12 protein-coding genes are annotated in these 14,556 nt (G+C 49.9%); 5 read left to right on the top strand and 7 right to left on the bottom strand.

Translation table 11 applies throughout. The features are described from left to right. Positions 1-547: 547 nt before the first annotated feature. Entirely contained in the window at positions 548-2,995 is a 2,448-nt protein-coding gene (locus NSU01_RS02640; protein ID WP_042133203.1) for a TIM-barrel domain-containing protein, read from the bottom strand. Positions 2,996-3,222: 227 nt separating this feature from the next. Here NSU01_RS02640 and NSU01_RS02635 point away from each other — a divergent pair, with 227 nt between their 5' ends. Further along, positions 3,223-3,987, top strand: coding sequence for a tryptophan-rich sensory protein (locus NSU01_RS02635; RefSeq protein WP_076246086.1), 765 nt, complete (start codon positions 3,223-3,225; stop codon positions 3,985-3,987). 181 nt (positions 3,988-4,168) lie between these two features. Here NSU01_RS02635 and NSU01_RS02630 read toward each other — a convergent pair whose 3' ends face one another. The 6 genes from NSU01_RS02630 to NSU01_RS02605 all read right to left on the bottom strand — a co-directional run bounded on the left by NSU01_RS02630 (position 4,169) and on the right by NSU01_RS02605 (position 8,833). Beyond that, entirely contained in the window at positions 4,169-4,549 is a 381-nt protein-coding gene (locus NSU01_RS02630) for a RidA family protein (protein ID WP_042133197.1), read from the bottom strand. A 108-nt stretch (positions 4,550-4,657) separates the two neighbouring features. Continuing rightward, positions 4,658-5,320, bottom strand: a complete 663-nt coding sequence (locus NSU01_RS02625) for an oxidoreductase (protein ID WP_042133196.1) — start codon at positions 5,318-5,320, stop codon at positions 4,658-4,660. Positions 5,321-5,352: 32 nt separating this feature from the next. Further along, positions 5,353-6,618: an MFS transporter gene (locus NSU01_RS02620; protein WP_231575388.1), complete on the bottom strand. Its 1,266-nt coding sequence runs from the start codon at positions 6,616-6,618 to the stop codon at positions 5,353-5,355. A 126-nt stretch (positions 6,619-6,744) separates the two neighbouring features. Then, a complete protein-coding gene (locus NSU01_RS02615) occupies positions 6,745-8,142 on the bottom strand; it encodes an ATP-binding protein (RefSeq protein ID WP_042133193.1) in 1,398 nt (465 codons plus the stop codon). Positions 8,143-8,301: 159 nt separating this feature from the next. Next, positions 8,302-8,574 carry a hypothetical protein gene (locus NSU01_RS02610; protein ID WP_144026140.1) on the bottom strand — a complete coding sequence of 91 codons (273 nt, stop codon included), beginning with the start codon at positions 8,572-8,574 and terminating at the stop codon, positions 8,302-8,304. 55 nt (positions 8,575-8,629) lie between these two features. After that, positions 8,630-8,833, bottom strand: coding sequence for a CsbD family protein (locus NSU01_RS02605; protein WP_042133189.1), 204 nt, complete (start codon positions 8,831-8,833; stop codon positions 8,630-8,632). Between the two features lie 482 nt (positions 8,834-9,315). Here NSU01_RS02605 and NSU01_RS02600 point away from each other — a divergent pair, with 482 nt between their 5' ends. The 4 genes from NSU01_RS02600 to NSU01_RS02585 all read left to right on the top strand — a co-directional run bounded on the left by NSU01_RS02600 (position 9,316) and on the right by NSU01_RS02585 (position 13,850). Then, entirely contained in the window at positions 9,316-10,236 is a 921-nt protein-coding gene (locus NSU01_RS02600; RefSeq protein ID WP_042133188.1) for a hypothetical protein, read from the top strand. Positions 10,237-10,285: 49 nt separating this feature from the next. Next, entirely contained in the window at positions 10,286-12,163 is a 1,878-nt protein-coding gene (locus tag NSU01_RS02595) for an FAD-dependent oxidoreductase (protein ID WP_039309805.1), read from the top strand. Between the two features lie 238 nt (positions 12,164-12,401). Next, positions 12,402-12,851 carry a hypothetical protein gene (locus NSU01_RS02590; protein ID WP_039309806.1) on the top strand — a complete coding sequence of 150 codons (450 nt, stop codon included), beginning with the start codon at positions 12,402-12,404 and terminating at the stop codon, positions 12,849-12,851. An 18-nt stretch (positions 12,852-12,869) separates the two neighbouring features. Continuing rightward, positions 12,870-13,850, top strand: a complete 981-nt coding sequence (locus NSU01_RS02585) for a polyprenyl synthetase family protein (RefSeq protein ID WP_042133185.1) — start codon at positions 12,870-12,872, stop codon at positions 13,848-13,850. The last annotated feature ends 706 nt before the right edge of the window (positions 13,851-14,556 follow it).

The raw sequence follows: 14,556 nt of genomic DNA, 5'->3' as shown, positions 1-14,556 counted from the left end.
AAATGCAAGAATTATCTCCGAACGTCGCTTGAATGAGAGAAAATGCTGCATTCCTTACAACAATTTCCGATTCCGCTAGATTTCGTGGTAGGAATGTTGTATTTTGTGCAGGATTAAAATTTTCAATCAATTCAAAGCAGTGTTTCAGCAACTTGTTCAAATTTGATCCTTCGCCCGATAGCCCCACACGCAAAGGTAACAGCCAAGGTGCAAACTCATGTTCAGTCCTTACAAAGGACATCAATAGAATATTAAGTGGAATAATGTAACTTAATTCGGCTATTTTAAGTGATTTTCATCAAAGAAGTGGATAAACGCTACTTAATTTCGTCCATTACTTCTAGCTTGGCTCACATGTAGAAATTTAAGTGCTTTTTTTCCAACTGTTGTTTATCAGGGAGCCCTTCATCTGCCAGCAGGTGGAGAAAATCCAACTAATCGGTCCTTTGCATCATCCGTACCCGGCAAAACTGTTTTTTTCAGGCAGCACAAAGAACCGTCCTCCCCTCTAAGCAGGGGGAAGCCGGCTCTTTATAAACTAAAAGAGTTACTTGTCCGCCTGAATCCGCAGCTCCCCGCCGTCTGCAGCATCCGCTACCTGTACAATAATCGCACCCTTCTTGCCGTTATAAACCCAGCCCTCTTTGCCTTCATTCAGCTGTTCCAGGGTGATCTCCTCAAGGCCGTCCACCGCAGCCACGGTGAAGAACGGATAACAGAGCGCAAACCGCAGCATCTCCCGGCGCGGCTTATAATCATGCACGCCATATACCCATTGCAGCACCAAACCGCCTTCAGTCCCCGTAGCTTGCACAGCAAGCTCCGTATATTGACCTTTTCGGTAACCGAAGCTGTGCCCGTCATCCTCATACAGCTTGAAGGCCGCCGAGAATCCTTTGGCAGCTTCCGCCCCGTATAGATGGAAGATGACCGTCTCTTCCGTGTCCTCCAGCGCATACTGCTTCAGCGGACCTTCGGCCGTGAAGCTGCCCGCCTTCACATACATCGGCATAATATGCAGCGGTGCAGCAGCAAGAATATGACGGCCGCCTTCGTGAATCTCCCCATCCCAATAGTCAATCCAGCAGCCTTCGGGCAGGTAGACCGAGCGGTGATCTGTATCCGGGCGGTAGACGGGAGCAATCAGCACATTCTCGCCAAGCAGGAACTGATCGCACAGATTGGTCACATGCGGGTCACGCGGATATTCAAGGATAAGCGGACGGATCACAGGCAGCCCGCACATTTCCGCCTCATGAAACAGATTGTACAAATGCGGCATCCAGCGGTACCTCAGTCCGATGAATTCGCGCAGAATCCCCTCCACTTCTTCCCCGAAGGACCAGGGCTCCTGACGCAGCGTTCCGATGGAGGAATGATTGCGGCAGTATGGGAAAAACACGCCCATTTGCGTCCAGCGCACCAGCAGCTGTGCAGACGTATGATGGGCGAACCCGCCGATATCCGGCCCGGAGAACGCCAGTCCCGACAGTCCCATATTGAGCACCATCGGCATGGCCATCGCCATATGCTCCCAGAAGCTGCGGTTATCCCCGGTCCATACGGCTGCATACCGCTGAATACCCGCATAACCGGCCCGGGTCAGCACAAAAGGCCGCTCGCCCCCCATATGCTCGGCAAGTCCCTCATACGTGGCTTTGGACATCATCATCCCGTACAGATTGTGGTATTCCTCATGGGTAACCGGGCGGCCGTTGTTAAAATGCATTACATCGAGGTCCATCGTCTTGGTCTCATTGAAGACCGCCGGCTCGTTCATATCATTCCAGATCCCCTGGATGCCCAGGTCCGTGTAATACTTGTGCAGGTCGCCCCACCACTCGGCGGTCCGGCTGTCGCTGAAATCGGGAAATGCGCTGATCCCCGGCCAGACCTCGCCGAAGAAGATATCGCCCTCCAGACGGCGGCAGAAATGCTTTTCCAGCACACCTTGCTTGTAGACGTTGTATTTGGGGTCTTTTTTGACTCCGGGATCCACAATGGGCACGATCCGCACACCCAGCTCCCCGAGCTCTGAGATCATTTTCTGCGGATCCGGGAAGTTGACGGGGTCAAAGGTGAATACGCGGTACTCATCCATATAATGGATATCCAGATAAATGACGTCGCACGGAATATCCTTCTCACGGAAGGTACGTGCCAGCTGCAGCACCTCCTGCTGGTTCATATAACTGTAGCGCGACTGGTGGTAGCCGATCGCCCATTTGGGAGGAAGCGCAATCCGGCCGGTGAGCGAGGTGTATCTTTTGACCACATCCTTCATCTCGGGCCCGTTAATGAAATAAATGTCGTATTCTCCCGTAGAACAGCCAATGGTAAAAGCAACGCCATGCGAGCGCATGTCGAAATCACTCCGGCCCGTATTGTCCAGAAATAATCCATAGGAGAGATCGCCGTGCATGTGAATGAGCAGCGGAATCGATTCGTAGAGTGCCTCAATCTCCGGCAGATGCGGGGCAAAAACATCGGTATTCCAGTTCGTATAACGCTCCCCGCGTTTATCGAGGAAGCTCGACTTCTCACCCAGTCCGTAAAAATGTGAATCCGGCTGCATATCATACTCCGCATGGCTTGCGCCGCGCGGGTTCCAGCTGGTCAGATTCTGCTGCATAATCACCTTGCCCGAGGTATTCTCCACACGGAGAAGAAACGATGATTTCTCGATAATCAGCCGGATGGCGCTCGTTGTGAAGATCAGCTGCTCCTCCGTCTCATCCACAGGAAACAGATGCGGGATACAGCTCTCATTCATCACCGCCTCCGATGTGGTCAGGTCAGGAACCTCACCATGGAAGACTTTCATCCGGAACATATCATCGCTCAAAAAGATAAAGACAACCCCAGCGCATTCTCCGCGGCAGATATAGACATTCTCCGACCGTTCCCAGGAAACCACGCTTCCCGGAGTGTTCCAGGTCTCCTTCATTACGAGTGGTCCCATCTTCTCGGGGCGTATCGCCTCGCTGCTCTCCATGCCTCATGTCCCCCTTCGGCTATTACCTGCTTGATCTTAATCGTTCCCGTATTAGCTCTTCTTCTCTACATATTACCCCGAGCTTACGGAAAGCTATCCGTTAATTTCATGACCTGTTGGTCATTTTTTTGCCGGAGATAGTCTTAATTGCTGTTAAAGCGGGTATATTCAATGTAGGCCAAGGATAGGCAAGTACTAAATAACCTAACTTAGGGAGTGATAAGAACATGAGAAGAAGCAACCCTTATAAGTGGTGGAATCTGCTGCTGTACCTCGGCGTGCTTGCCGTCAATACGCTGTCGGTGACGCTGCCGCTTGGCGGGAACAGTACCGGAGAAATTTCAGACAGATATCATACTTACCTTACACCGGCCGGCTACGCATTCTCCATCTGGTCTCTGATCTACCTGCTGCTTGCCGGGTTCATTATTTATCAGTTCCGCAGTGATACCGGAGGCAGAGATTCCGTGCAGCGTATAGGCATCTGGTTCATGCTCAGCTGTATATTTAATATGGGCTGGCTGTTCCTCTGGCATTATTTGTACATCGAGCTGTCGCTGGTTGTCATGGTGCTTATGCTGGTTTCACTGATCGTAATCTACCGCCGTACCCGCAGCATCCCGGACCCCACCTCCGGCGAGAAATGGCTGGTTAGACTGCCCTTCAGCATTTATCTCGGCTGGATCTCTGTAGCTACCATCGTTAATGTCAGCATCGTGCTGGAGAAGAACAACTGGGACGGCTTCGGGCTAAGCGATTCACTCTGGGCTGTAATTATCCTCTGTGTAGGTGCAGTGCTGGCTGTTATTGTAAGCTTCCCTCACCGGGACAGCATTTATCCGCTCGTCTTCGTCTGGGCCTTCATTGCCATTGCTATCGAACAGAAGGATACAGATAATATTTTCTTCACCGGGCTGATTGCCGCAGGACTTCTGCTGCTCTACAGCATCTGGCTGCTGCTCACCCCGCCGCGTACCCGCAGCAGATATTAACGATACCGGTGAAAAGACATAAGGCTGCCCCGCTCCTGCAAAGGGACGGGGCAGCCTTTATCATTACCTGCTTACCGGCCGATTTCATTATTCCACACTAATCCGCAGCAAAAATCCCACGCACCTGCAAAGAGGTACATGGGATTCAGCCCGGCATTTCGGGTTCTATCTTCAGTAAAGCTTATTTCTTGCGTGCTACCGCTTCGATCTCAACAAGTGCATCCTTCGGCAGACGCGCCACTTCGACTGCGCTGCGGGCCGGATAAGGCTCAGTAAAGAAAGTGGCGTATACTTCATTAACGGCTGCGAAATCATTCATATCCTTCAGATATACCGTTGTTTTGACTACATGCTCCATGGATGCGCCGGCCTCTTCAAGAATGGCCTTCACATTGTTAAGTGACTGGCGCGCCTGTTCCTGCACATTGTCCGCCAATGCGGCCGTTTCCGGGTCCATGCCAAGCTGGCCGGAGGTGTATACCCAGTTGCCGGCAATAATTGCCTGGCTGTACGGTCCAATGGCCCCCGGGGCTTTGCTTGTTGCTACCTGCTTTTTACTCATGTCTCGCTCCTCCTGCTTGCTGTACGCGGCCAGCGGGCCGTTATGTACACATCATTTTAAGTCTCATTGTAAGTCCTGAGGTCTGCTTATTGCAAACCCTCTGAAGTTCTAGTGCTTGCCGATCACATGAATTACTTCATTGGTATAAATATGCACACCGCCTGTATCGGCAAGGGCAATATTCCTCATCGCCCGCGCCACCTTGGCAGCGGGGATTGCCCGGTACTTCGCAGCTTTGCCGACCATAGCGAAATCCAGCGCCTTCATGATTACGGAAGCGGTACGTTCTCCCAGCCTGAATTCTTCGCGGTCACCGAGCAGCAGCGAAGGCCGGAACAGATGTAAGCCGTGGAATCCGGCAGCAATCAGCCCGTCCTCTGCCCGTCCCTTGGTCCGGCTATAGAAGTTGCGTGATTTTGCGTTCGCTCCCATAGAGGACACTGCCAGGAACTGCTTCACACCATAGTCCTTGGCTAGAGCCGCAGCAGCAAGCGGATAGTCCAGATCCACCTTCTCGAATTGCTCCTGTGAACCCGCCTGCTTAATCGTGGTTCCCAGACAGCAGAATACCGCATACACTCCTGCGAACTGCTCCTTATATTGCCCAAGCTGATCCCAGTCGATCTGGATCTGCCGAAGCTTCGCATGCTGCAGCTTCAGCGGCCGGCGGACAAGCACGCGGACTTCATCCCAGTCACCATTCAGTAAATCCTCTGTCAGGGCACTGCCCACCAGACCCGTAGCTCCCAGTACTAACGCAATTCTTGTCACCCTGATTGCCTCCCTTTCAGCAGATCCTCTTATTACTCATCCCGCAAAATACGCCGGCCCAGCAGCAGCGCCAAAGTGATCATCAGCGTCCCTACCACAAGCTGCATGCCGTACACCTGCGTCCATTCGGGCCAATTCTTAATCCATTCGTAGATGCGGCCGCCCAGCAGCGGACCGAAAAAGGCTGCCAGACCCGTGAGTGCCGCATACATAGCCATATACATCGGCCGTTCCTTCTTCGGCGTATCCCCGATAATGAAGTTGAAGGCCAGCTGGTTGAAGCCCCCCACGCCCATGCCAAATACAATATGCGCGGCAAACAGAACCGGCAGCATCGGCAATACGGACAGCAGGCCCCACATCAGCGAGGAGACTGCGATAATCGGCAGCGTCCAGAGCAGCAGCCGTTTGTTGCTGTACTTGGCGTTCAGATTCCCCCACACATAGAAGCTGCCCATCATGAAGATCGTCTGCGATACATTCAGCAGCGACAGCTTCTCATAATTGATATGAAGCAGCTGCAGCATCACATAGGAATACAGCGGCACGGTCAAATTCTGCAGCAGCAGCCATGCGGCCAGGAACAGCGTAGACTTCATAAACAGCTTATCGTGAAGCGGCTTCTTAAACATCGGCAGAAACTCTGTCTCTTCTGATTTCTCGAACGGGACATCAGGGTAGAAGAAGAACACAATAACATTGGAAAGCGAGAAAATCCATACGATAATATACAGGATAAGAAACCCGTGTCCGCCCGGATAACGGTCCAGAATAATGCCGCCTCCGTACATCACCAGGCTTCCAAGCGCATTAAGCAATGTATTACGGATGCCGAAATACCGGCCTCTGACCCGCGCTGGAACCAGGTCACTAATGACGGAGCTCCACAGCACGCCGCCTGCCGTATTGGCAATGAAAGCGATTGTATACATAACTATGAAAGCGGTAACCCAATACTCTTGCGGAAAAATGAACGGCACAAGACCGGTAGATCCCCAGAGCAGTCTGTGCAGGCCAATAAAAGTAACCATAGCCCATTTACGGCTCGGCAGCTTCTGGATCAGGAAAGCTACACCAATCTGTGCCACATTCACCAGGGTGGTAAGCGCCAGAACGAATCCGATCTGGCTGGAGCTCGCCCCTAAATATAACAGAAAGCCTGTCAGGAACTGCCCTTGCAGCAGCACCTGAAATATTGTGGCTGGTATCCCCTCAAAGGTAGCGATCTGCAGATTCTTACGATGTATCGAGGCCTTGCGGACTTCCTTGGAACGGTTCCGCAGGGGCCGGTTTCTCATGATGTTCATGGGGTGATAACACTCCTTTGATGCGGCTTTTGCTTCATTCTACTCCGCATCAATCTCCTGTCAATACACCGAAATCACAAATAAAGTTGGAGCCCGGAATCTGCCCATTCTCTGGGGTTAAAGCGGCAAATACAGGGAGAATAAGCTTCCCTGTCCCTCGCGGCTGTTCAAAGTAATGAACCCGCCAAGCAGTCTGGCCAGATCATTGCTGATTGACAAGCCCAGCCCTGTTCCGCCGTACTTGCGGCCGATGTTTGTATCCGCCTGCTCAAATGCCTCGAAGATCAGATCATGCTTCTCCGGCGGAATACCAATCCCGGTATCCTGCACCTCAAAGGCGACCCATTTCCGCGAGGAGAGCCCCTCTTGCCGTTCCACTACGCGGACATTCACCGATACACCGCCTGTCATAGTGAATTTGAAGGCATTTGAGAGCAGATTGCGGAGAATTTGCTGCACCCGCTGGGGATCCGTATGGATAACCCCCGGCATGTCTGCATCCAGTGAAATATCGAAGTCCAGCTGTTTCTGTTTGGCTACCACACTGAACTGCTGAAGGAGCAGATCAGGGATCTCACTGACATTGAAGTCTTCATTAATAATATCCAGCTTCCCGGCTTCTACCTTGGACAAGTCCAGAATATCATTAATAAGCGAGAGAAGGTCTTCACCCGAGCGGTGAATGATCCCGCCGTATTCTGCCAGCTCTTCCACACTCAGTTCATCTTCGCTTTCTTCAATTAGCTGGGACAGGTTAATGATACTGTTAAGCGGTGTTCTCAGTTCATGGGACATATTGGCCAGGAACTCCGACTTGAACTGCGAGGCAAGCATCAGCTGTTTGGCCCGCTCCTCCAGCACGATTTTATTCTTATGAAGCTCCTCCGTCTGCTCTGACAAAAGCTCATTCGCTCTAACAATCTGTCCGGTGCGCATCAGATCCAGCTGGAAGTCGCGGATAATCAGCGCAAACAGCACACTGAGAGCAAAGCCTGCCGGGAACGTGACCGGCAGAATATCCGTTATGTATTCCTGCGCCGGGATAACTCCAAATACCGTAATATTCAACGCATTCACTACATTTACCACCAGGACAGCAATCAGTCCCTTTTGGATCACAGAGGCAGAAGAACGCTGCATCCAGAGGCTCAGGCCGGCGCAGACAAAGCCGAGGATAGATAAATTCAGCACGCCTACCACAGCTGCTTCGGTAACCCCGAAGGTCAACCGCGTAAGCCCGGTGCCGACACCAATAATGATAAGAACCAGAGGCTGGGGATAAGCCAGTGTAGAAATAATAAGTGGCACAAACCGCAGGTCAAAAATCACATGCTCGTCCAGCCTGTATCCGAAAATTGTACTTACCCACCCGGCGAAGATCGCGAGCAGGACCCAGCTTACTTTTTTCACAGGTTCAGAAGCATAGGTCACCGTATGTTTGTATATTAAGTTTGCCAGATAAGACAATGTAATCAGCAAAGCGGTATTCACAAAAAATATTTTTACATATTCCATAGCCTCACTCCTGCAGCCAAAAATGATATAACAGCGATTATTATTTATACTATCATAGAGGAATGAAATCATGAAGCCACAGTGCTATGGCATATGTATAAGAGGTAGTCTTTCTAAACGCAGTCTCCCTTGTGCCTGTCCGCAGAAGAAGAGCGCAAATCAGATACGATTTGCGCTCTTCTTCTGCGGTGTGAACCAGGGCATCATTGCCTTCCAGCGCCTTTTGGGTACGGAAGCTCCGTCATTGCCGCCAAGCTGTATAACAGGTGCCTCATCCAGATCAACTTCGGCCGGTGTCCACGTCTCTGCTTCCGGCAGTATATAGTACCGGGGGTGGTAGGTGCTGATGGTATCTCCTTGCTGTGTCAGCACCCGGTCAGCATGTATCTCAATAATCCGGCCTGTAACGACGAGGGAATTATTCATAGACATCCGCCTCTCCCTGCATTTGTGATGATCTGATCTGAGGCCTGGCTATATTCTTCGTTTAGCTGCGGATCGACTGCTCCCAGTTGCGGTATTCCGCCTCTGCATCATCCTTGGAATGCCCGTAACGCTCCTGAAGCTTACCTACCAGTTTATCTTTTTCGCCGTCTATTACATCGAGGTCATCATCCGTCAGTTGGCCCCATTGCTTCTTGGCTTCACCTTTGATCTGTAACCATTTACCTTTTAGCACATTGTTGTCCATTACAAGCTCATCTCCTTAGCTGTCGGTTATTGTTGGCACAAGCTAATAATTCTCAGTGAATTATTACCCGTTGGCCCTTTGTGTGAATCCAAACCCCCGGGACAGGCCCCCATAATGGAACTGCAGCGCAAACCGCAAATAAAGTCATAGTTTGTCACATAATAGTCTTTTAAAAAGCTGTTCATATATTTTAAAATTTGATATACTTCAGAAGTAAATTTATTTATCATTTAAGTGATTATTTTCACATGAGTATTTCCCAGCTTGTGCTAGAATGCCATCGAACAAGAAACGAGATAATTAAATTTTTTCTTATTACCTGCCGATATATGTCGTATGCCTGCTACAAAAAGGGACCTTAGACCGATTCCAAAGTGACAAATGTCATTTATAAAGTGATTTTTATCACTTCCAATTACTATTAAAATGTTTTACATTTTAATATATATATTTTAAACTATTTTCTTGGAGGTCATATCAAAATGAAAAAAGCTTCTGTAATCTTGTCGAGCGCCCTGGTACTTGGCACTTTACTCGCGGGTTGTGGTAACAACAACAATGCGGGCAACGCTGCTGCAACTAATGCACCTGCTGCTGCGACCACTGCTCCTGCTGCTGACGCAACAAATGCTCCTGCAGCTAACGCTGGAACAGAAACAGGCAAATACCAAGACGGCACCTACTACGGAACAGTTGATGTTGATGCAGAAACTGGCTGGCAGACTTTCGTTCTGCTTACTGTAGAAGGCGGCAAAATCACCAAAGCTGACTGGAATGCTTTCAATACCAAAACAGCTGGCGATCTGAAGAAAAAAGTATCTGAAGACGGCAACTACGGTTTGGTTAAAATTGGCGGTGCTCAATCCGAATGGCATGAACAAGCAGCTAAAGCTGAAGCTTTCCTGATTGAAAAACAAGATCCGGCAGCACTCGCTTTCGATGCTGAAGGACATACTGACGCTGTATCCGGCGTATCTGTACATGTTAGTGACTTCGTAGGCGCTGCTCAAGCTGCTCTTGCTGCTGGTCCAGTACAAGTGGGTCCTTACAAAGACGGCGGTTACAAAGCTGAAGGCGAAATGGATGCTGAATCCGGCTGGAAATCCACTGTAGCTGTATCCGTTGCCGGCGGTAACGTTGTAGCTGTTAATTTCAGCGGCGTGAATGCTGCAGGCGATGATAAGAAACAATATTCTGTAGACGGTAAGTATGGAATGAAAGCTGGCGGCGCTTCTGCTGAATGGCACGAAGAAATCGCTCTTGCTGAGAAATACTTCCTTGAAAATAAAGGCGCAGCTCCTACCCTGGATGCTGAAGGCAAAACAGATGCAATTTCCGGCGTATCTATCCACGTTGGTGAATATTTCACACTGGCACAAAAAGCACTTGAAGGCGCGAAATAATTATTCGCTATCCTTTTGCAGCTAATCAGACGAATGAGGTGAGTTTCTCTTGAAGAAAATAGTCATTTTGGGCGGCGGCTACGGCGGCGTACTCACGGCTAAGAAACTGGCAAAGAAATTTAAGAACGACAAAGATGTAGAAATCAAACTGATCGACCGAAATCCATACCACACTCTCTTGACTGAGCTGCATGAGGTTTCTGCGAATCGCGCACCTGAGGATTCGATCAAAATTGACTTGAAGAAAATCTTTGCCGGCCTGAAAGTGGATGTTGTTCTCGACGAAATCAGCAACATTGATTTCAAGAACAAGAAGCTGAAATCCGACAAAGCTACCTATGCTTATGATTACCTGGTAATCGGCACAGGAAGTAAACCAACCTTCTTCGGAATTCCCGGAGCTGAAGAGAATACCTTCTCCTTCTGGTCTTATGACGATGCAGTTGCCCTGAAGCGTCAAATCCGCGACATGTACACCAAAGCTGCGAAGGAAAAGAATGCGGCAGTACGCCGTTCCATGCTGACCTTCGTAATCATCGGTGCCGGCTTCACTGGCGTCGAGCTGGTTGGTGAAATGGCTGAGCAACGTGAAGAACTGTGTAAGGAATTCTTCATTGATCCTTCCGAAGTAAGATTGATTGTAGCTGATATGGCTCCGAAGATTCTGCCTATCCTTCCAGAGAAGCTGATTCAGAAAGCCGAAGCCCGCCTGCGTAAGATGAATGTAGAAATTGTTACCGGCGCCAAAATCACCGAGGTAGGCACAGGTTCTGTAGCCCTCGGCGAAAAGAACATCGTGGATGCTCAGACTATCGTCTGGACGGCCGGTGTTGAAGGCTCCGAAATCGTTGGCAGTCTTGATGTTCAGCAACAAGGCCGCAAACGTATTGTTACGAATGAACACCTTGAAAGTGTTGACCATAAGAACGTATACGTTGTAGGGGATAACATCTTCTTCATCCCTGAAGGCGAAGAACGTCCAGTTCCACAAATGGTTGAGAATGCTGAACAAGCTGCACCTGTTATCGCGGGCAATATTACTGCCGATATCAAGGGCACGCCTAAAAAAGCTTACAAACCAGGATTCCATGGCACCATGGTTTCGATCGGCAGCCGCTACGGTGTAGCGAACGTTGGTCTTCCGGGCAAATTCTTCATGCTGACCGGCTTCATGGCTATGCTGTCCAAACATTTCATCAATATGTTCTACCTGTCCCAGGTTGTGGGTTTCAACAAAGTATGGACTTACATGATGCACGAGTTCTTCCATGTTGAGAACCGCAAGAGCTTTGTCGGCGGATACTTCTCCAAGCGCTCGCCGAACTTCTGGCTCGTTCCGCTCCGTATGCTTTTGGGTGGTATGTGGCTATATGAAGGTATAGAGAAGATCAGAAAAATCTGGGTTGATCCCAATAAAATCTTCCTGATTCCTGCAGCTCCTTATGCAGATGCTACTTCTGCAGCCAGCGTGGCTGTGGATGCCGTTAAAGACACCGTAGATGCCCAATCTGCAGCTTCCGCAGTATCCACTGCCAAAGAAGCAGTATCGGCTTTGCCGGTTCCAGGTTTCATCTATGATATTTCTAACTGGTTCATGGATCTTATGTTCTACAACCCGGACGGTTCTTACACCTTCCTGGCTAAATGGTTCCAAATCGGCATGGTTTGTGCCGAAATCGTCTTCGGTGTTATGCTTATCGTTGGTTTGTTCACGGCTATTTCTTCCTTGGCTACTATAGGTATGGCGGTCATGATCTGGACCACCAAGATGGCAGCTACAGAAATGCTCTGGTACGTTGCGGCGGCTATTGCCTGCATCGGCGGATCCGGCAGCGTGTTCGGTCTGGATTACTATGTTCTTCCTTGGCTCAAGAAGCAGTGGAAGAGGATTCCACTCGTCCGGCGCTGGTATCTGTTTACCGACTGATCATACGGGTAACTTCTTAGTAAGTGTATAACTTAAATACAGTAGCGGCGTACGCACATGCTGCGCTGCTGCAAGCTGAATATGATGTTCTTAAGAGTAATGTGTCCCTAGGACACATTACTCTCCTTGTTTAACAAGGGGAAAGCACATATCTGCATAAAGATGTACAGAATGGTTTTGTAGGGATAATCAGGGCTGTGGTTTCTTCCGGCAAAACCGACAAGAAGGAGAGAATCTTGTGAACAAAAAACTCATTGAAGATACATTCCGGATGCTTCAGGCTGAAATGTCCCCGATCGCCGGAATTCAGTTGTATCTCTCTCCGGCAGAATGCGAGCAATTGCTCTCGGTACTGGAACGCCATGATCTGGAATATGACCGCAAAGTCCATTTGCTAGGTATTTATACCATTCTTACCGTGGCTGCACAGCGCCATATGGAATGTGTCCCACATCATCCTGACCTGACCCGCAGCATTTTGGATGGAGATTACCTATACAGCTTTTACCTGCAGTTTGCAGTGAAATGCCGAGAGTTGGATCTGGTTGCTTATTTGGCTCCCTCAATCAAAAAAATGCAAATTGGACGGTCAAATGGAGATTTCACGGAACAGGATCCGGCCCAGGGGTTTGATGAATTCCTCATTCAGGAGCGCAGACAGCGAAGCCGCACAAGCAAAGCCATTTGACAGGTGGGAACACAAAAGATGAAGCTGCACGAAGCCTTGCATATTGATCTCAATGAAATTAACCGTGAAATTAAGAATTTAGTGACCCGCGATAAGGATGTTCCCAAAAAGTCGCTGCTGGCGCAGAGTATTCTTGAACTGACCGGCTCCGGCGGCAAACGGCTACGCCCGCTGATGGTCATAGTCGGCAGCCGGTTCGGACGCAAGCCGGCCGGACGCAGAACCCTGCAATTATCCGCAGCCGCTGAATTCATCCACGCCGCCTCATTGATTCATGATGATATTATTGACGACGCCGAACTGCGGCGGGGCGAGCCTGCGCTGCATACCAAGACCGGCATCCTATCCGCTGTGCATATCGGAAATTATATGTCCGCCCGCGTCATCGAGCTGCTAAGCAAGTATTCAGGTGATAAGAACCGTTACGTTCACGATCTGTCTTCTGTGGCCACTGCCCAGTTATGTCTGGGGGAATACCAGCAAATGGAGCATGCCTTTGATTACAACCTGACACTTGAGCAATACCTGGAGAAGTCCCGTAACAAAACAGCGCTGCTGATGGCTACCTGCCTGCGGGTAGGTGCACTATCCACAGAAAGCACCGAAGAAGTCGCCGATCTTCTCTATAATTTCGGCGAATCGCTCGGCATGTCATTCCAGATTCAGGATGACATCCTCGACTTCACCCAGTCGGCGGATGTGCTCGGCAAGCCCGCAGGTAGCGACCTGCGCCATGGCCAGGTTACCTTGCCTGTACTTTTCGCCCTGCAGGACCCTGAGCTTGCCCCAGTGATCCGCCGGATTGGCCCCTCTTCTTCTTCCGAAGAGGTTGCGCATGTCTTGGAGCTGGTAAAGAACAGCGACGCTCTGGCCCGCACAGAAGCTGTCAGCCAGGACTACCTGTCCAAGGCCGCAGCGATCGTGCAGCAGCTCTCCAGCTTCCCGGCACATGCCGATCTGGAGATCCTGCTGCAGTATTTCGCCGGACGTGACCGGTGAGCCTGAGCAGCCGTGCAGCAGGTTAACCACTGCACGCCATATCAATTTCTAAGTAAACGAGTCCTTTGGGGCTCGTTTTTTTGCTTTATGCGAACCCCCGCCTATATCCCAGCGATTTTTATGAAAATCCTGCACAGAATACAACATTTCCCTCATAAACCTGACTCAAATCCAAAATTGTTGTACAAAAGGCAACATTTCTCCTCTTCCGAGCCGCTTAACGGAACAATTGTTGTATTTCATACAACAATCCGTTCGAATACCCTACTATTAATGAATCAGAGTTGTAATACGTACAACATTATGCCCTTTCAGAGTTACTCAGGTACTTTATAGAGACCTAAACTATACAAGAACCCAGTAGGGTAGGATTCATTCGTGTTTTTTTGATGGATTATACTGTACGGTGCGCAGCAGAAATAGTTAAGCTGGGCATTAATTCTACCTGTATGATGTTGCTAAACAAGTGAACGCAGCAACGCGAACGTGAGCGTGTTTAGCTTAGTGGTTTTGCTTTTAGGTTTGCTTTTTAGGTTTGCTCTTGGGGGTTGTCTCTTGGGGTTATCCTTGTGGGTTGTCCCTTGGGGGTTGTCCTTGTGTGTTTTCTCTCGGGGGTTATCCTTGTGGGTTGTCCCTTGGGGGTTGTCTCACGGAGGCAAAAAGAAAAGCGCGAAGCCTAAGCTTATCGCGCTCTTTGCCGCCCGCC

The organism is Paenibacillus sp. FSL H8-0259 (assembly GCF_037963255.1).
Lineage (GTDB): Bacteria > Bacillota > Bacilli > Paenibacillales > Paenibacillaceae > Paenibacillus_AQ > Paenibacillus_AQ phytohabitans.
This window is presented reverse-complemented; position numbering and strand designations above follow the sequence as displayed.

Bases quoted from the DNA above. Each gene is read 5' to 3' on its own strand.
- NSU01_RS02640 (WP_042133203.1), bottom strand. From the start codon at position 2,995: ATGGAGAGCAGCGAGGCGATACGCCCCGAGAAGATGGGACCACTCGTA.
- NSU01_RS02635 (WP_076246086.1), top strand. From the start codon at position 3,223: ATGAGAAGAAGCAACCCTTATAAGTGGTGGAATCTGCTGCTGTACCTC.
- NSU01_RS02630 (WP_042133197.1), bottom strand. From the start codon at position 4,549: ATGAGTAAAAAGCAGGTAGCAACAAGCAAAGCCCCGGGGGCCATTGGA.
- NSU01_RS02620 (WP_231575388.1), bottom strand. From the start codon at position 6,618: ATGAGAAACCGGCCCCTGCGGAACCGTTCCAAGGAAGTCCGCAAGGCC.
- NSU01_RS02615 (WP_042133193.1), bottom strand. From the start codon at position 8,142: ATGGAATATGTAAAAATATTTTTTGTGAATACCGCTTTGCTGATTACA.
- NSU01_RS02610 (WP_144026140.1), bottom strand. From the start codon at position 8,574: ATGTCTATGAATAATTCCCTCGTCGTTACAGGCCGGATTATTGAGATA.
- NSU01_RS02605 (WP_042133189.1), bottom strand. From the start codon at position 8,833: ATGGACAACAATGTGCTAAAAGGTAAATGGTTACAGATCAAAGGTGAA.
- NSU01_RS02600 (WP_042133188.1), top strand. From the start codon at position 9,316: ATGAAAAAAGCTTCTGTAATCTTGTCGAGCGCCCTGGTACTTGGCACT.
- NSU01_RS02585 (WP_042133185.1), top strand. From the start codon at position 12,870: ATGAAGCTGCACGAAGCCTTGCATATTGATCTCAATGAAATTAACCGT.